Below are 17,847 nucleotides of genomic sequence, written 5' to 3' on the forward strand. Positions count from 1 at the left end.
TTCATTACATTCATATCAATAAAAAATACAAAATGATGCTTGATGAAACCGACACCAAACTATTAAGAATTTTACAGCATGACGCTACACTTAGCAATAAGGAACTAGCATTTAGATTGCATAAATCTATCGCCGCTATACATGAGCGTGTAAAAAAACTGAAACAACAAGGCTATATTAAAAAAACTGTTGCTATTCTTGACCGGCAAAAAATAAACATGGGTCTGATATCTTTTTCACAGGTATTCTTAAAAGCACATACAGCCGAGGTTTTAAATGAATTTGAAAAAGAAGTTGCTAAATTTCCTGAAGTTATGGAATGTTATCAGATGGCTGGATCCTATGATTTTATGCTTCGAATAGCAACTAAAGATATGCAGGCCTATCACGAATTTTTAAGGTACCGCTTAGCCGTACTCCCACATGTGAACACCGTACAAACCTATTTTGTTCTATCGGAAACTAAAAGTGAAACAGCTTATCCGATTTAAAAAAATAGTTTTAATTAAAAAAAGGGAGAAAACTACAGCTTCCTCCCTTTCAATTAACATATAAAAAACTATTCACTATCTTCTTCCATGTCCCTCACCTCTTTCTGAGTGACGATCGTGGCCTCTTTTATCATTTCTCTTGTCCGATTTTCGATGCTCCGATCGATCTCTATGATTTTCATGTCGCTCGACACGATGATGATCATAACGGTCATTGTGACGTGGACGATCATAATTACTTCTATGGTCTCTTATACTTACCTGATTTCTGCGATGAGCATAATGACCATAATCTCTTCTGTACCGATCGTGATGTCTCCAGGGATCTCTATCATTGACAACTACTTTATAGGTATTATAAAAATTAAAGTTACGGTATCGACTAGGCAAGCTTCTACTGGTTACCCATCTTCTACCATGATAATGCGTATAACGGCGATTGATTACATCATAATATACATTAATTTCTGGAATATAATAATACCTTACGTAATCATACCCCACTGGGCCCCAAGAAGGTTGATTACCAATGTTAATACTCACATTAACTTGTGCAGCAGCAGGTTTAACAAAAAACAAACCGCCAACTAAAACCGTCAAGTAAACTAATTTTTTCATACCTGCTCCTCCCTTTATTTATGTTTTTCAATTATTTATAGGTAGGACTCTATATTTTTTAATAAGATTAATGAAAGGTTGTTAATATTTGTTAAAACGTTAAAATAAACTCAATATCAACGTGTTAAAATATCAATTTAACAATTATAATCCAGCTAAGAAATTCCTAAATATTTATATAAACACGATTCATTTAAAAAGAAAAAATCATTATTTACTTTTGTCCTATATTTAAATCTTAATACGTTGACAAAACAAAATACAATATGCCATTGTGGCAATTCACTTCCTTACGAAAATTGTTGCAAAAAAATTCATTTAGACCAAAAAGAAGCTAAAACTGCAGAACAATTAATGCGTGCAAGATATAGCGCATTTGTTGTTCAACATATTGATTTTTTATATACAAGCTTTCATTCTGAAACTCGTAAGTTGCAAAACAAAATAGAAATTGCAAGATGGGCAAAGGAATCAAAATGGATGCAGCTCCGCATTTTATTTAGTAATTCCAATACGGTCGAATTTGAGGCACATTACTTGGATTCCGAGCTGAATTTACAGATTCATCATGAAAGATCCACTTTCAAACAAGTGGATGGAATCTGGTATTATGTCGATGGTAAGTTTATTTCATAAAAAAGGGATCTTATATTTGTTATAAGATCCCTTTTCTGGCTTTTAAAAGATATAATACTACCCCTCTAATTCCGGTTGGCCGTGATCATCTCTATATGGGGCCTCTTCGTCAAACTCACCCTCCCATTTAGCAACAACAACTGTAGCTAAACAATTACCGATCACATTGACCGAAGTCCTGGCCATATCCATCAACTCGTCAATTCCTAATATAGCCGCAATCACAAATGTTGGTAAACCAAATTGATCTGCAGTAGCAATTAATATAATTAATGATGCTCTGGGAACTGCGGCAACCCCTTTAGAAGTAATCATTAATGTAAATGCGATCATTAACTGCTCTCCAAAAGTCAAATGTATTCCAGCCGCTTGAGCAACAAATATCGCTGCCAAAGATAGATACAATGACGTTCCGTCCAAATTGAAACTATATCCTGTAGGAATAACAAAAGACACAATCTTACGAGGTACTCCAAATTTTTCCATAGCAGACATAGCCTTGGGCAAAGCTGCATCAGAACTTGTCGTCGCAAATGCAATAGAAACAGGTTCTTTAATCGCATTAATAAACTTTAATACAGGGATTTTCAGATAAAGTGCAACAGGCAACAATACAAAAGTTAGGAAACCTATTAATGCTAAATACAAAGTTGCTAACAACATGAATAGATTTTTCAGAATATCTACTCCCAAATGACCAACTGTAAAAGCCATTGCGGCACCAACTCCGATTGGAGCAAAATACATGATTAAGTTTGTAAACTTAAACATTGTTTCTGAAAGGCTTTCCGTAAAATCAACCAATGGTTTTCTTTTCTTTTCATCAACCATTGCTAATCCAATACCAAAAAGAACTGAAAACACCACGATCTGTAAAACTTGATTGTCATACACTGCTTTTACAATATTTTCAGGAAAAAGATCTCTAAAAAATGCCGTAAACTTATAGACAGGGTGAACATGATCTGGTAAAGTTTCTAAAATCTGTGCGTCATTACTTATTTGCGTTTTTGGCAGTTCTTCATGAGGCATATGTGCAACATCAACACCAACCCCAGCTTTAGTCAGATTTATAGCACCAAGGCCAATAAAAATAGCGCAAGTCGTAGCACAAAAGAAATACAGCATAGACTTCCAGGCCATACGACCAACCTGTTTCAAATCAGAATGACCAGCAATACCATAAACTAACGTTGCAAACAAGATCGGTCCTACGATCGTCTTCACCAACTTAATGAAACCTTTACTTAGCGGTTGCAATGATATGGCAATATTTGGAAAATCTAAACCTACAAAAATACCCAAGATCATACAGGTCAAAATCCAAGTTGTTAGATTCTTCCGAACAAGAGCATTAACAATCAACACAGTAGCAACAATCCATCTTACTGCCATTAAAAATGATGGAGAAAAATTGACCCAACTAAATTCGTAACATATCGCAATAAGTGCAGCAATTGTCACCGAAACAAGGGTAATTAGCCCCATTTTTGATTTATACATCGGCAAACTTTTTATAAGGTAAAGTACAAAAATAAAAAAATACTAGGCTTTCACAAATATTAATATGGCAGATTATAATAACAGCAAATTTATTGGATACTTGAAGACATAAAAAAAGGTAGAATATGTACATATTCTACCTTTTTTAAAATTTTATTTTAAAAGCGATGCTTTTATTCAGCGTGTAACCAGGCTTTCTTTGCTAATAGCTCCTCTTCAGATTCACGAACCTCTTCGTCATCTACACAGCAGTCTACTGGACAAACAGCTGCACATTGTGGTTCATCATGAAAACCAACACACTCTGTACACTTGTCCGAAACAATGTAATATACTTCATCTGATACAGCAGCTTGAGAATCGTCAGCATCTAACGTTACTCCATCTCCAAAATCAATAACTCCATCTAATGCCGTCCCATCTGAGAATTTCCAACTCACTCCAGCGTCATATATTGCATTATTTGGGCACTCCGGTTCACAAGCACCACAGTTAATACACTCGTCTGTAATTTTAATCGCCATTTATAACCTCAAAATTATGATAAAAAACTATTTTTGTACTATCATTTATACAATCAAATCATTTTACACGTTTAAATACTAAGAGTAACTTGGTTTCGCTGATTGTATTAATAACACAAATATAATACAAATTTGTGTATACACGTTTATTAATTTTTACATTTTGACAAAGAAACAACGATTAGAAGGTTTTGCAAAACTTGCGAACTTATTCATTAATGATCATGCAGAGCTACAACATTTAGTTGCAACTGCTCATCATAAAAATGCATGGTATACCGCAGAACACGTTAATAAAGCCTTTACTTCTTGGAAAGCAAATTTAAACCTAGAGATATTAGAAAATTGGTTATCGCCATATCCTGATATTGAAAGTGACAAAATTGTAGGTTTAGTCTTAGCGGGCAATATACCTCTTGTAGGTCTTCATGATATATTATGCGTATTGGTCGCTGGTTTTAAAGCACAGATTAAGGTTTCTTCAGACGATGCTCTTCTAACAACTTACGTGATTCAAAAATTGATAGAAGTTGAACCAAGATTTAAAGATCGCGTGCAACTAGTAGATAGATTAACTGATTTTGATCTAGTGATTGCAACAGGTTCCGACAATTCTTCGCGGTACTTTGAACATTACTTTGGAAAAAAACCAAATATTATTAGAAAAAACAGAAACAGCATTGCCATCATTACAGGTGAAGAATCGCACGAGCAACTAAAAGCTTTAGGCCATGATATCTTTGATTATTACGGTCTGGGATGTCGTTCTGTATCTAAAATATTTATCCCAAAAAATTATGATATAAGTCATTTCTATGAAGGAATTGAATCTTTTAAAGATGTGAACACACATTATAAATACAATAATAATTACGATTATAACAAATCCATTTATTTAATAAATGGTGACAAGCATTATGATAATGGGTTTTTATTATTAAAACAAGATGACAAAATAGCATCACCCTTAGCTGTTGTTTATTTTGAAGAGTATGATAACTTAGACAATCTTTCCCAGCACTTAAATACATTATCAGACCGCTTACAATGCGTTACATCAGAAGCACCTTTAACGATCAAAACACCAGCTTTTAAATTCGGTGCCGGACAAAATCCTGCTTTAGATGATTATGCTGATGGGGTCAATACACTAGAATTTTTATTTGCAAACCAGTAAGCATAGCCTTATATTCGTGGAAGGATTTTTTGAAATAAAAAGTACTAACTTTGTAAATAGATGTATATAATCAAAGTAAAAGGAGTTGCCAAAATCCCTGACTATGTTCAATTAAGAGATGATTCATTCACTCTTTTAGCATATTTTAGGGTTGATCGCCCCGACAAATCTTTGGACAAAATTGGTCTCGGAGACAAGTCAGCGTACATTATGCAAATGGTAAAGGAATTGCCATTTGGACAAATAAAAAAATTAGAATTATAGTTCAATGTCTGGAAATACAGTAATCACATTAAAAAGCGTCGATATCTACCAACAAAAACATTTGGTCTTATCGAATGTGAATTTGAATATCAATAAAGGCGAATTTCTTTACCTCATTGGTCAATCAGGAAGTGGAAAAAGTAGTTTGCTAAAAATAATCTATGGCGATTTATATATTGGTAATGGAGAAGGACTAATTGCAGGTTTTGATTTAAAAAAACTGCATGAAAATGATGTCCCCTACCTGAGACGTAAGTTAGGAATCGTTTTCCAAGATTTTCATTTATTATCAGATCGCTCTGTAGAGAAAAATTTAGAATTTGCACTTAGAGCCACCGGCTGGAAAGATAAAACGCAAATTGAACATAGAATGCTCGATGTGCTTGAAAAAGTAGGACTTCGCTCGAAATTAAAAAAAATGCCTCATGAACTTTCAGGAGGAGAACAGCAACGTATTGTTATTGCACGAGCACTCCTTAATAATCCGGAAATTATTTTGGCCGATGAGCCAACAGGAAACCTTGACCCTGCTACTTCTGAAGAAATTGTATTGCTTTTACGGGATATCGCTTCTTCTGGAACAGCAGTTTTAATGGCAACTCATGATTACCAAATTATCCGTAATATGCCTGCACGCATCATCAAAACCGCTGATGGGGTATTGCTAGATCAAGTAGAAATATAACTGTCAATACTGACAGAAATCCTGATCATCCGACATTTTGTTAGTCCATTCTCCCGGTTACTGACAAGCTGTCGGATTTTTTCATTTTGGCAACAACTTTGACTGTAATTAGATTTTAGAGAAAGAACATTAGTTTCCCACATAGAATTTAGAAGAAATGAGCGAACAAGAGAATAATAACGAGACGATTCAAGATCCTATTGAGGATAATACAACGGAAAATCAAGAAGAGACGATTGAACTTTCTGTTGAAGAGAAATTAAGTGCTGAAGTAGCAGAGGCAAAAGATAAATATGTACGTTTATCAGCAGAATTTGATAATTATAGAAAACGTACAAGTAAAGAACGTGTTGAATTAATTCAATCTGCTGGAAAAGATGTGATCACAAAACTATTATCAACAGTGGATGATTTTGACAGAGCTTTAAAAGCAATGGAAACAGCAACAGATGTTGAATCAATAAAAACTGGTATTGAGATCGTCAATAATAAATTCAGACAAACTTTAGAACACCAAGGTTTAAAAGAAATGGATGTAGTAGGTAAAGAGTTTGATGCTGATTTACAAGAAGCAATAACGGCTATTCCAGCTCCTACTCCAGATTTGAAAAATAAAGTTATTGATGTTATTGAAAAAGGTTACTATTTAAATGATAAAGTAATCCGTCATGCTAAGGTAATTATAGGTCAATAAGATAAAAAAGATGTCAAAAAGAGATTATTACGATATATTAGGTGTAGCTCGTGGTGCAGATGAAAAAGAAATTAAATCTGCCTACCGTAAACTTGCCGTAAAGTATCACCCGGATAAAAACCCTGGTGATCATGAAGCTGAAGAAAAATTTAAAGAGGCTGCTGAAGCATATGATGTATTAAGCAATCCTCAGAAAAAACAACGCTATGATCAATTTGGTCATGCGGGTAGCTCTGCTTCCGGAGGCGGTTATGGTGGTGGCATGAATATGGATGACATATTTAGCCAATTTGGAGATATATTTGGTGGAGGTGGTCATCCTTTCGAAAGTTTCTTCGGTGGCGGTGGCGGAGGCTCAAGAGGAGGCCGTCGTGTTGCTAAAGGAACAAATCTTCGCATTAAAGTAAAATTAACACTCGAAGAAATTGCTAAAGGTGTTGAGAAAAAAGTAAAAGTAAATAAACAAGTAAACTGTCATACCTGCGATGGTAGTGGTGCAAAAGATAAATCATCTTTCCACACTTGTAATACTTGTGGCGGCTCAGGATCTGTTCGCCGCGTAACCAATACAATCTTAGGCCAGATGCAAACGACAAGCACTTGTCCTACTTGTAATGGTGAAGGGGTAGAAATTACCGCAAAGTGTACTACATGTAGAGGTGAAGGATTAGAAAGAGGTGAAGAAACAATTGCGATCAACATTCCGGCTGGTGTAAGTGAAGGTATGCAACTTTCAATGAGTGGAAAAGGGAACGCAGCTCCTCGCGGAGGTGTTGCCGGTGATCTTATTATCCTCATTGAAGAAATTCCTCATGAAGCATTAAAAAGAGATGGTCTAAATATTATTTATGACCTATATATTAATTTTGTAGATGCTACATTAGGAACAAGCGTTGAAGTTCCAACGATTGATGGTAAAGCAAAAATTAAAATTGAACCAGGAACCCAGGCCGGCAAGATATTAAGACTAAAAGGAAAAGGTATTCCTGAAGTCAATTCTTACCACAAAGGTGATCAATTAATTTATGTGAATATCTGGACGCCTAAAGCGGTCTCATCTGACGAAAAAGAGATTTTACAGAAATTGAAAGAATCACCGAATTTCAAGCCACAACCTGGTAAATCTGAAAAATCATTTTTTGAACGGATCAAAGAATATTTCGACTAGAAATATTAAATAATAAAATAATTATAAGACCATATGTCAGCACTGACATATGGTCTTTTTTTGTGTCATAATAAAAACTGACATTTTATCACAAAAAGTTAAATCAATATAAATATCAAAATATATGATAAATTATTTTTTCATAATGTCAATTTTTAAACCTCTGAAAACGTTTAAATTACGATTAACACAATTTATCAATACATTTCTATGACATTGAAAAATCAATTTGGTATCTATATTGATAATATCAATCAAATAGTCAAAAGGTTTGGCTATGGATATTGTAAAAACAAACTTTAAAAAAAATGAAAAAATTATTACTTACTCTAACAGCAGTAGCTGGTCTAACTTTTGCATCTCAAGCACAAGAATTTGGTTTCAAAAAAACTGACTTTATTGTAGAAGGTAATTTCTCAGCAAATACAAAAAATAATAAAACAGCTGAAAAGAAAGAAAACTCATTCAACTTCAATCCTTCTGTAGGTTATTTCGTATCTGATAAAGTTGCAGTTGGTTTAGATTTCAACTTTGGAAATTTAAAAGCAACAGACTATTCTGGTACTAACGATACTTACAATAAATCAAGCAACTTTGGAGTTGGTGCTTATGGTCGTTACTACTTTTTAGATTTAGGATCACGTTTTAAAACTTATGCGCAATTGGCAGCTGGTTATCAACAAAGAACTGGAGAAGTTAACAACGGTACAACAACTACAGACATTCCTAAAGTTAAAGGATTTGGTGCTGGCGCTGGTTTAGGGATGAATTACTTCGTTACTGAAAACATCGCGATCAACTTTGGTTTAACAGACTTATTATCTTTTGGTACAGCTAAAGAAGATGGCGGTAAATCTTCAAACGAATTCAATGCTAACATCAACAGTTTTAACAACTTTTTTGATACAGCTAAATTTGGTTTAACTTTCAAATTCTAATCATATTTGAAAATAAAGAAAGAAAGGTCCGTCTCAATATAGACGGACCTTTCTTTTTTAAACATAGCGCTTGATGATACGTAGCTTATGTGTGTATTTATTCCAATCCTTATTAAATATTCCCTCTTGATCCATCCTATCTATTCGAACACGGGAAGAAGCGTGAATAATGGTTTCAGAGTCCAGCATAATACCAACATGATTTATCCTACCTTCTTCATTATCAAAAAAAGCAAGATCACCTACTTGAATCTCTGACAAAAAGTCAACTGTCTGCCCTAATTCAACCTGTTGATAAGCATCCCTTGGTAAGGAAATACCAAAGGATTGATAAATCAATTGTGAGAAACCGGAGCAATCAATTCCAAATTTAGATCGCCCTCCCCAAAGATAGGGTACCTCCCAGTATTGCTTTGCGAGTATTGCAACCTGCTCGATGAAGTCTTCTTGCTCAAAATGCAGTTCAATTGCATTAAGCTCTACTAAATCATCTGCTCCAATATAAGGAAAATCCTTTCGTACAATCGTTCCATGTAAAAGCTGGATACAAAGATCATTATTGATAAGATGCCCCCCATCAAAACCGATCTTTACCTTACTTAACGACTGGTACTCCTCATACTGATCATCTGTTATTGCTAAAAATTGCCCATTCTGTATCCAACCAACATAAGAGTCCATTTCAGTACGAACTTTTGTCCAGTCCTTTGATTTCGTCAGTATTTCGAAAGCTTCTCCAAACAGCAATTGAGAAACCATTTCACTCCGATGTGATTCCTCCGCCCGCAATGGTACAATTGTTAAATTACATATTCCAAATTCCATATTTCTAAAACAAAAAACCGTATATTCAAGTTATTAATATGTACGAATATAAACTTTAATATCAGAACCATGGATACCAATGTTGTAAAAATAACGAGAATATTAGTTGCTGTGGACGATGAACCATGTTCACATAAAGCGATTTCCTATGCTAAAGAAATGGTTAAAAAATTTGAAGCTTCAGTAGCTTTAGTGACGGTTACCTCTCCCACTTCTCCTGCCAGCTATGGTGCAGATCCGCTGTTAGGTCAACAACCAATCATCATACCCGAAGTATCGGAAATAGAGCAGCAGAATGCTCAAAAATACTTAGAAGAACTAGGACAAGAGTTCGAAGGCGCTAATGAAGTTTTCTTATTCAATAGAATAGGCTCGGTAAAAGAAGAAATACTAGCCACTTCTCATGAGTGGTCAGCTGATCTCATCGTAATGGGATCAAATGGTAGAACAGGGTTTGATCATTTTATCTCGGGCTCCGTTTCTGAAGCTGTAATTAGAAAAGCAACATGTCCTGTGCTCGTTGTACCGGGTAAATGTGAATAAACTAATTCAAATCTAATAGTTCTATAATTATAAAAGCCATTTGCGATATGCAAATGGCTTTTATAATTATAAATTTCTTATTTTATTAAAGTTTGATTAAACGGGCAACAAACATACTATCCGCCTTTTCATAATATCCTTTTAATACTTTATAAGAATGGAGACTATACCCCAGTTCTTTTTGAATATAAGCAATCACCTCCTCATTTTCTTTCTCAAAAACAGAACAAGTGATGTATACCAACGGTTTACCCACTTTCAAATGCAATGAAACATTTTTAGCAATTTCTTTTTGCAATGTGGCAAACTCATCGATCTTCTTTGCATTAAAATAACTAATATTTTCAGGGCTTCGACCCCAAGTTCCAGAGCCGGTGCATGGAGCATCTAAAATAACTCCATCAAAAAGCTCAACTCCCAAAATAGGCGTAGTATCTTTCGTTAAATCAACTATTTTTTTTCGATAAGCTTTTATACCAGCCCTTTCAAAACGTTCATCTAAATTACGCAGAATGCTCATACGAACATCTGAAACCAATAAATTAGTAGTCGGATGCTTATCTAGGAACAATAAAGCCTTACCACCAGAAGCGGCACAGGCATCCCACCAATTTTCTTTCGGCAAAGCATCCATAAATTCAAGGGTCCGCTGAGAAGAAAGATCTTGCACTTCGATTACACCATCGAGATCCTTAAACCGCTGTAGTGAAGTTCCATTTGCTAAAGCAACAGTTTGTTCCGTTATAAATTTATAGCCGATCTGTTCCGCTTCAAAAATAGCTTTCACAAACTTTTCCTTACCTTTTCTAATCCGAATAAATAAGTCAGGTTGCAAGAATTGATTTTGTATAAAATCAACCTGATCTATCGCAGATGAAAGGTAATTTTTAAAAGGAAAAATGGTATCTAGCTCCAATAATTCTAGTTTTTTTAAAAAAGCTATTTTTTCTTCCAATGATAGGCTTAAATTCCAATCAGGTTCAAATAAAGCGACAAATGGACTTTCTGTTTCACATAAGTACTCCGCAATGATTAATCTTTTTTGTTGAGAAAGCTGCGTTGCCCCCTTACCCAATCGAAAATAATTATAACACAACCGGGAAGTCCATTTTCTGTCCTTTGATCCCATTTGCTTATTAATTTTAAAAAATGAAGTTAGATAACGAGCAAACGGCTCATTCCCTTCATAACCATCCATTGCTCTTTCAAAATTACGAATTTGCTGCTGTACTCTTTTTTCACTAAAATCACTCATCTTTACTTCCTATCAAAACTATTATTACGATACACCATAAATCGAACCCCTCTATTTACATATCCCCATTCAGGAAAGTAATCAAAACTAAAATCACTATTTATTCCAGAATAGGTTTCCTTAACCAGATGTTGCGCGTAGTCATCGCCATACTTAGCAATTAAGCCCCCAAAATAAATAGCGGCATCGTAACCTTTATAAGAAAAATCTGACGGAATTACCTGAAACTTATTCTTATACTTTTGATTAAATCGTCTTGTTCGCTCAGCATTTTCATCCACTAATGTTGATGTCGTCACGGTCAACTCATAACGATCAATATTCGTGTAATCTTCAAAAGATAATTTTGCCCAATTTGGGTGACCATACAACTTAAAAGCATAGCCCGACTCACTGCTTTGCACGTCCATATTTGCTAATAATGCTCTAATCTGATTTCTATTTGTAGTACCACAGACAATATGATTAGTCCCAGCAACAACTAAGTTTTCGTTTAATTCAGCTATAGAAGTCACAACTTTTATTTGCAGACTTTTATTATAACCCAATGCCTCTGATGCAAAGTTATCCAAAAACTGTTTACTATCGCCATCTTGTATATTGTAAACCAAAACAACGTCGCCATAAGCATATTGCTTTGCTACATGCTTCGCCATAATTTCAGAGTGAGCACGAATAGAAGGTGTTAAAGACACTAAATTGGGAATCGCAAACTCGGAAGCCAAAGTTGCAGCTAAAGGTGAAATTTGTAAAATATTTTTTTCTTTAAAGGCTTGTGAAAATGCTCTAATCTCTTTTGGATAAACAGGTCCTACAATTAAATTGGCATTTTTTATAGACGCTGAAGCAGCTAAAGATGTGTTTCTAAAATTATCATCTTCAGAATCTATAACCTTTAAACTAAATTTACTTCCTTTTTCACCCAATTCTTCCAAGCCAAGTTGAAACCCTTGATAAAAATCCAACGCTAAAGCCGATCTTTTAACGTCTTCAGCCGTGGGACGCATACCTGCGATACGGTTTAATTGAAAAGGTAAGAGAAGAGCAATTGATTTTTGATTTTTAAGGCTTTCACTCGCTTTAGCAGCTTCGAGTTTTCTGGCTTCTTCAGCCTGTTCAGCAGCAGTTTTACCGCTATTATTAGAAACAGTACCCTGCTCACCTTTACTAGAAGGTGAGCGAAGTACGCCTGTTTTTTTTGTCGTACAGCTTGCAAGACTTAAAGCCAATGCTACTGCAAGAGCAATTTTATTCCCACTCAATCGTCGCTGGTGGTTTTGAACTGATATCATATACAACTCTATTAATGCCTTTGACGTGGTTGATAATTTCATTTGAAATCTTTGCCAACAAATCATAAGGTAAGTGAATCCAATCTGCAGTCATGCCGTCCAATGAACCTACAGCACGTAAACTAACAACATGCTCATATGTACGCTCATCGCCCATCACTCCTACAGAACGAACAGGAAGAAAAATCGTGCCAGCTTGCCAAACCTTATCATACCATCCTGCTTCTTTCAAATTACGGATGTAAATATCATCAGCTTCTTGTACAATACGTACACGATCTTCAGTGATATCTCCTAAGATACGAATAGCTAACCCTGGACCAGGAAAAGGATGTCTGCCTAAAATAGCTGGATCAACACCCAATGTTTTACCAACACGTCTTACTTCGTCTTTAAATAAAGTCTTCAGAGGCTCTACTACTTTCAGCTTCATGTAGTCAGGTAAACCGCCAACATTATGATGCGATTTAATAGTCGCAGAAGGCCCCTTAACCGATACCGATTCAATGATATCTGGATAAATAGTACCTTGACCTAACCATTTTGCCTCAATACCTTCAGGCAATTCCTTTTGAATTTCTTTTGCTGCCTCATCGAATACATCGATAAAAGAATTACCGATAATTTTACGTTTTTGTTCAGGATCAGAAACACCAGCTAAACGACCAAAAAATAATTCTTTTGCGTTTATACCTTTAATGTTAAGTCCCATGTTTTTATATGAATCCAAAACCTGTTCAAATTCACCTTTACGTAACAAACCATGATCAACAAAAATACAATGCAAATTTTTGCCAATGGCTTGATGTAATAAAACAGCTGCAACAGTAGAATCAACTCCTCCTGATAATGCCAAAATTACGTGATCGTCACCTAATTCCGCTTTCAGAGAAGCAACACTTGTTTCAGCAAAAGCATCTGGAGTCCACTCTTGAGCACATCCACAGATCTCCACAACAAAGTTTTTCAATAAAACTACACCATCTGTACTGTGGGTCACCTCTGGATGAAATTGAATACCAAAAGTTCTTGTACCGATAATGTGATAAGCTGCTACACGTACTTTATCTGTACTTGCGATAATTTCAAAGTTTGAAGGAACTTCTTTAATAGTATCACCATGAGACATCCATACTTGAGACTGAACCGGTACACCCGCTAATAATTCATTCTCAGCATTCACAAATTGCAAATTAGCACGTCCATATTCACGGATTTCCGAAGGTAATACTTCACCTCCTGATTTTTGAGCGATATATTGTGCACCATAACAAACACCTAATAAAGGAAAACGCTCTTGAATTGATTTAAAATCAATTTGAGGAGCTTCCTCTTGTCTTACTGAATATGGACTTCCCGAAAGGATTACTCCCTTTACAGTCTCGTCAAATTCAGGTAATTTGTTAAATGGGTGAATTTCACAATACACATTAAGTTCTCTTACACGACGCGCGATTAATTGCGTGTATTGCGAACCAAAGTCAAGAATTATAATTTTTTCTGGCATGGCGCAAAGTTACGCATTTGATATGAATTTATAGAAAGGAAATTTGACTTAAATCTTCTCAAAATACTCATTCTGTATAAAACACACCCTATTTTTATTGCAAAAAAATAACAGCTTTTGATCAGGCTTAAATAACATTAATCACTAAAACAGTTTTCCCATGCTGCTTTAAATTTTGAAGAAAATCTATAATCTTCCTTTTCCAAAGTTTCGAGTAGCTGTTTTTTTGCCTCATATTTTGTCTTGATTTTAATGTCCTGAAATAAATCTATAGACTTATTTTCTTTCCCATCAACATGATATAAGACTGCTAGACCTACCAAAATATCAACCTCTGCAGAATCAGTAACAAGCGCCCGTTCAAACATTTCAATAGCTTTAGATATTTGATTCAATTCAAATAAAGCATAAGCATAGTTACTTAAAATCATTGTTTGATTTGGATTTTTACGTAAAACCAAATCATAATATTCAGCAGCTTTTGGATAATTATTAAGAACATCATAGGTCAGTGCCAATGCAGCATAGATATCTAGATCAGAATTTCCCAGACTAATTACTTTTAATAGGTCATTTTGCGCCTCTTGATATTTCTTTAAATCAAAAAAGATAGCATATCTATTTTCATAATAAACAGGATTATCATTATCCAATTCAATAGCTTTATCCAAATCCTTCTTTGCAGCTTCCAGTTTATTTAGATCTTGAAATATCAAACCTCTATTATTGTAATACATCGCTGCTTCTGGAGATTTTTTAATTGCGTTCCCAAGAAGATCAACAGCTCTTAAATTATCTTTTTGACGTTGATAGGCCAAGGCTCCATAAAAGTAAACATCAGCTATAAATCGAGGTTCCTTGATATCTTCTCCACTTACCATGCTATTCTCGAAAAGCTTAAATACATTTATCAATTCATCATCCTTGCGCATTTCATTAAGTAACTTCAAATAATTATTATAATAACGAGCATTATTTTTTTCCAATTGGAGTACCTTTTGATAATCAGATCTTGCCAATTCGGGTTTTAAATCAAAATAATAAGTATTACCTCTTATATCGTAAAACGAATGATTATCAGGATCTAATGCGATACCCTTCGTGGCAGTTTCAATAATAGTTGCGTTTCTTTTCAGTGCAATTAAGATGTAGCATTTCAATTCGTAATAAGCACTTATTGTTTTATCTTGAGCGATAAGCTTATCGATAAGTTTTAAAGCTTCTTCGTGCTTGTTAGATTTGTAAAGTTTCCAGACTAACTGATACATATCTTCACTAGACTTCGTTGAAGTAAAAACTTCACCCTCTACAATATTTTCGATCTCTTGTGCATCAACCACACAGCTAGTTCCTAGCATACATGCTAATAGTAGAGTACTCACTACATTCATTGTTATCTATTTTATATTTTAAATTTACAATTTCTTCTTTATGAATAATCACGATCAATCATCTAAATACATAAAATAAAATCTCCAACAAAAAAAGCTTCAGACCTTTCGATCTGAAGCTTTTCAATATGCCGATATGTAAGAATTAACTAATAATTCCAGCCTTAATTAATTCGGCTTCCATCTCTTGTTGTAATTTCAAAGCCTCTTCTCTTGCTTTCTCCGCAAAATCATGTCCTTTTGAAGCGTAGATAATACCTCTTGTGCTATTTACTAAAAGGCCACAATCCTTATTCATTCCATATTGACAAACATCTTGAAGAGAACCTCCCTGCGCTCCAACACCCGGAACTAAAAGGAAATGATCAGGAGCATGCTCACGAATCTTAATAAAACCTTCACCACGGGTCGCACCTACTACATACATCAGGTTTTCAATTGTTCCCCATGTATTTACTTTATCAATGACTTGCTCAAATAACTGCAAACCTGATTCATTCTTAAAATTTTGAAAATCCAGGCTTCCTGCATTTGATGTCAATGCCAGTACAATTGCCCATTTTCCATCAAAATCTAAAAAGGGAGTAACAGAATCATTTCCCATATATGGTGCTATCGTAATGGAATCAAAACCTAATCCAGATTGCTTTTCATCAAAAAATGCCTGTGCATACATTTTTGATGTATTTCCGATATCACCACGTTTAGCATCAGCAATACTCAAACAATCTTTAGGTAAAGCCTCCCAAGTTTTTTGCAAAGACTGCCATCCTTTAATACCGTAACTCTCATAAAATGCGATATTCGGTTTGTATGCGACACACAAATCTGATGTAGCATCAATAATGGCCTTATTAAAGGTATAAATTGGATCCTCCTCTGCCAGTAGATGCTCTGGTATTTTTGTAATATCTGTATCTAAACCAACACAAAGAAATGATTTTTTTATCTTAATCTGTTGAATAAGTTCTGCTCTAGTCATACCGGTTATTCTGTACTTATTTTTTTGTTAATTCAATTATAAAATCTGAAACTTCCTGGCGAGAATAATCTGCTAAACCTTCATGTTTAGTAGCAATCTCACCATGTTTATTGATAATCAATGTCGTTGGTATAGAACCACCTAACCATTCTTTAGGAATTTGTGAATTTGGATAATAAACGGGTAGATTTAATTGTTTACCCGCCATAAATTTATTTGCCTTCTCAGATTCTCCTTCAATTTCTACAATCAGAAAAACAACTTCACTATTACCTTTCAATCGTTCATATAACGTAGCAATGGAAGGCATTTCTGCAATGCAAGGAGGACACCATGTGGCCCAAAAATTAATGAATACAACTTTACCCTTTAGATCGTTCATATTCACGATCTCTCCTTTATCATTTTTAAAAGAAATGTTATTCTGAACAGAAATCTGCGAATCTATTTTTTCAGGTTCTTCCAATGTTGGTTTAAATAAACCAATTTTCATTAAGCCTTGTTGAAAATAAGCTCTACTTGTTGGCCACAAAAGCAAAAGAATGATAACGACAAATACTGAATTGCCAATTATTTTTTTTGTTTTCGGATTCATGATCGGCATTTAAGAATCAAACTTTTCTAACTGTTTAAGCAAAGTCGCAAAATCCTTTGGATATGGGGCTTCAAACTCAAACTTCTTTCCATCAATTGTAAAGTCAACATACCGGGAGTGCAAAGCAAAGCGCTTCATAATTGGTAGTTCCTCTTCATTTTTAGCCAAAGAAAACCCACGTTTTTTAATCTGTGACAAGTATACCGGTTTTCCATAATACATATCATCCCCCACAATTGCAGCTTTCTGTGTGGCTAAGTGAATACGAATTTGATGCATACGTCCTGTAATAGGCTTACATTCGACTAAAGTATAGTGGTTAAAATAACGTATTGAATTAAAAATTGTAGTAGCCGCCTTACCTTTGGCGCGATCTATTGACACATTTTTGCTTCCTTGATTTAAAATGGGTAACTCAACTTTTAAATCCGTAAATGTATGTGTGCCTGCAATGATAGCATGATATACCTTATTGACACGACGTCTTTCAAATTCAATAGAAACAGAACGGTAGGTCTCAGGATTTTTAGCAATCAGTAATAATCCAGAAGTTTCCTTATCTAACCGGTGACAAATCTGCGCATCTGCGTAATATTTTTTTGCTAATCGTAAAATATTGATCTCTCCTCCTTCACGCTCATCTAACGAAGCAATGAAAGGGGGTTTATTGATAACAATCAAATTATCATCTTCAAAAACAATTAGATCGGAAAATTTTGGAAATTTAAATAAGCGAGTTTCGTTTTCTCTCATCCTGCA

20 protein-coding genes are annotated in these 17,847 nt (G+C 34.7%); 9 read left to right on the top strand and 11 right to left on the bottom strand.

Annotation, left to right across the window (positions count from 1 at the left end):
- Positions 1-32 precede the first annotated feature (32 nt).
- Positions 33-491, top strand: coding sequence for an Lrp/AsnC family transcriptional regulator (locus FHR29_RS12305; RefSeq protein WP_021190798.1), 459 nt, complete (start codon positions 33-35; stop codon positions 489-491).
- Positions 492-566: 75 nt separating this feature from the next.
- Here the strand turns inward: FHR29_RS12305 and FHR29_RS12310 are convergent, their stop codons facing one another.
- On the bottom strand, positions 567-1,109 hold the full coding sequence (locus tag FHR29_RS12310; RefSeq protein WP_183914993.1) for a hypothetical protein: 543 nt from the start codon (positions 1,107-1,109) through the stop codon (positions 567-569).
- Between the two features lie 246 nt (positions 1,110-1,355).
- Here FHR29_RS12310 and FHR29_RS12315 point away from each other — a divergent pair, with 246 nt between their 5' ends.
- Positions 1,356-1,745 carry a YchJ family protein gene (locus FHR29_RS12315; protein ID WP_260292087.1) on the top strand — a complete coding sequence of 130 codons (390 nt, stop codon included), beginning with the start codon at positions 1,356-1,358 and terminating at the stop codon, positions 1,743-1,745.
- A 57-nt stretch (positions 1,746-1,802) separates the two neighbouring features.
- On the opposite strand, the gene FHR29_RS12320 is transcribed toward FHR29_RS12315, so the two are convergent.
- Entirely contained in the window at positions 1,803-3,248 is a 1,446-nt protein-coding gene (locus FHR29_RS12320; RefSeq protein ID WP_183914994.1) for a dicarboxylate/amino acid:cation symporter, read from the bottom strand.
- Positions 3,249-3,421: 173 nt separating this feature from the next.
- Positions 3,422-3,772, bottom strand: a complete 351-nt coding sequence (locus FHR29_RS12325; RefSeq protein WP_021192235.1) for a 4Fe-4S dicluster domain-containing protein — start codon at positions 3,770-3,772, stop codon at positions 3,422-3,424.
- A 163-nt stretch (positions 3,773-3,935) separates the two neighbouring features.
- Here FHR29_RS12325 and FHR29_RS12330 point away from each other — a divergent pair, with 163 nt between their 5' ends.
- From FHR29_RS12330 to FHR29_RS12350, 6 genes are all read left to right on the top strand, one after another.
- A complete protein-coding gene (locus tag FHR29_RS12330; RefSeq protein ID WP_183914995.1) occupies positions 3,936-4,949 on the top strand; it encodes an acyl-CoA reductase in 1,014 nt (337 codons plus the stop codon).
- Between the two features lie 60 nt (positions 4,950-5,009).
- Positions 5,010-5,213: a fructose-6-phosphate aldolase gene (locus FHR29_RS26655; RefSeq protein WP_132772807.1), complete on the top strand. Its 204-nt coding sequence runs from the start codon at positions 5,010-5,012 to the stop codon at positions 5,211-5,213.
- Positions 5,214-5,217: 4 nt separating this feature from the next.
- Positions 5,218-5,898, top strand: a complete 681-nt coding sequence (locus FHR29_RS12335) for a cell division ATP-binding protein FtsE (RefSeq protein WP_021192237.1) — start codon at positions 5,218-5,220, stop codon at positions 5,896-5,898.
- Positions 5,899-6,055: 157 nt separating this feature from the next.
- Positions 6,056-6,592, top strand: a complete 537-nt coding sequence (locus tag FHR29_RS12340) for a nucleotide exchange factor GrpE (protein ID WP_021192238.1) — start codon at positions 6,056-6,058, stop codon at positions 6,590-6,592.
- Between the two features lie 10 nt (positions 6,593-6,602).
- A complete protein-coding gene (gene dnaJ / locus FHR29_RS12345) occupies positions 6,603-7,760 on the top strand; it encodes a molecular chaperone DnaJ (protein WP_021192239.1) in 1,158 nt (385 codons plus the stop codon).
- 308 nt (positions 7,761-8,068) lie between these two features.
- A complete protein-coding gene (locus FHR29_RS12350; RefSeq protein WP_031289748.1) occupies positions 8,069-8,698 on the top strand; it encodes an outer membrane beta-barrel protein in 630 nt (209 codons plus the stop codon).
- A 57-nt stretch (positions 8,699-8,755) separates the two neighbouring features.
- Here FHR29_RS12350 and FHR29_RS12355 read toward each other — a convergent pair whose 3' ends face one another.
- Positions 8,756-9,523: a C40 family peptidase gene (locus FHR29_RS12355; RefSeq protein WP_183914996.1), complete on the bottom strand. Its 768-nt coding sequence runs from the start codon at positions 9,521-9,523 to the stop codon at positions 8,756-8,758.
- A 69-nt stretch (positions 9,524-9,592) separates the two neighbouring features.
- Here FHR29_RS12355 and FHR29_RS12360 point away from each other — a divergent pair, with 69 nt between their 5' ends.
- On the top strand, positions 9,593-10,066 hold the full coding sequence (locus tag FHR29_RS12360; RefSeq protein ID WP_132772813.1) for a universal stress protein: 474 nt from the start codon (positions 9,593-9,595) through the stop codon (positions 10,064-10,066).
- Positions 10,067-10,151: 85 nt separating this feature from the next.
- Here FHR29_RS12360 and FHR29_RS12365 read toward each other — a convergent pair whose 3' ends face one another.
- The 7 genes from FHR29_RS12365 to FHR29_RS12395 all read right to left on the bottom strand — a co-directional run bounded on the left by FHR29_RS12365 (position 10,152) and on the right by FHR29_RS12395 (position 17,841).
- Positions 10,152-11,321, bottom strand: a complete 1,170-nt coding sequence (locus FHR29_RS12365) for an RsmB/NOP family class I SAM-dependent RNA methyltransferase (protein WP_132772814.1) — start codon at positions 11,319-11,321, stop codon at positions 10,152-10,154.
- Between the two features lie 2 nt (positions 11,322-11,323).
- Complete coding sequence (locus tag FHR29_RS12370) at positions 11,324-12,613, bottom strand: ABC transporter substrate-binding protein (protein WP_165902506.1); 1,290 nt, start codon at positions 12,611-12,613, stop codon at positions 11,324-11,326.
- Positions 12,570-14,120, bottom strand: coding sequence for a glutamine-hydrolyzing GMP synthase (gene guaA, locus FHR29_RS12375; RefSeq protein WP_132772818.1), 1,551 nt, complete (start codon positions 14,118-14,120; stop codon positions 12,570-12,572). Before guaA ends, FHR29_RS12370 begins: the two co-directional genes overlap by 44 nt.
- A gap of 137 nt (positions 14,121-14,257) precedes the next feature.
- Positions 14,258-15,511, bottom strand: coding sequence for a tetratricopeptide repeat protein (locus tag FHR29_RS12380; RefSeq protein ID WP_183914997.1), 1,254 nt, complete (start codon positions 15,509-15,511; stop codon positions 14,258-14,260).
- A gap of 145 nt (positions 15,512-15,656) precedes the next feature.
- Positions 15,657-16,493: an orotidine-5'-phosphate decarboxylase gene (pyrF, locus tag FHR29_RS12385; RefSeq protein WP_132772822.1), complete on the bottom strand. Its 837-nt coding sequence runs from the start codon at positions 16,491-16,493 to the stop codon at positions 15,657-15,659.
- A gap of 16 nt (positions 16,494-16,509) precedes the next feature.
- Positions 16,510-17,088: a TlpA disulfide reductase family protein gene (locus FHR29_RS12390; RefSeq protein WP_132772823.1), complete on the bottom strand. Its 579-nt coding sequence runs from the start codon at positions 17,086-17,088 to the stop codon at positions 16,510-16,512.
- Positions 17,089-17,097: 9 nt separating this feature from the next.
- Positions 17,098-17,841 carry an RluA family pseudouridine synthase gene (locus FHR29_RS12395; RefSeq protein ID WP_183914998.1) on the bottom strand — a complete coding sequence of 248 codons (744 nt, stop codon included), beginning with the start codon at positions 17,839-17,841 and terminating at the stop codon, positions 17,098-17,100.
- Between the last annotated feature and the right edge of the window lie 6 nt (positions 17,842-17,847).

The sequence above is a fragment of the Sphingobacterium sp. JUb56 genome, assembly GCF_014191365.1.
In the GTDB taxonomy this organism is placed as follows: Bacteria; Bacteroidota; Bacteroidia; order Sphingobacteriales; family Sphingobacteriaceae; genus Sphingobacterium; species Sphingobacterium anhuiense.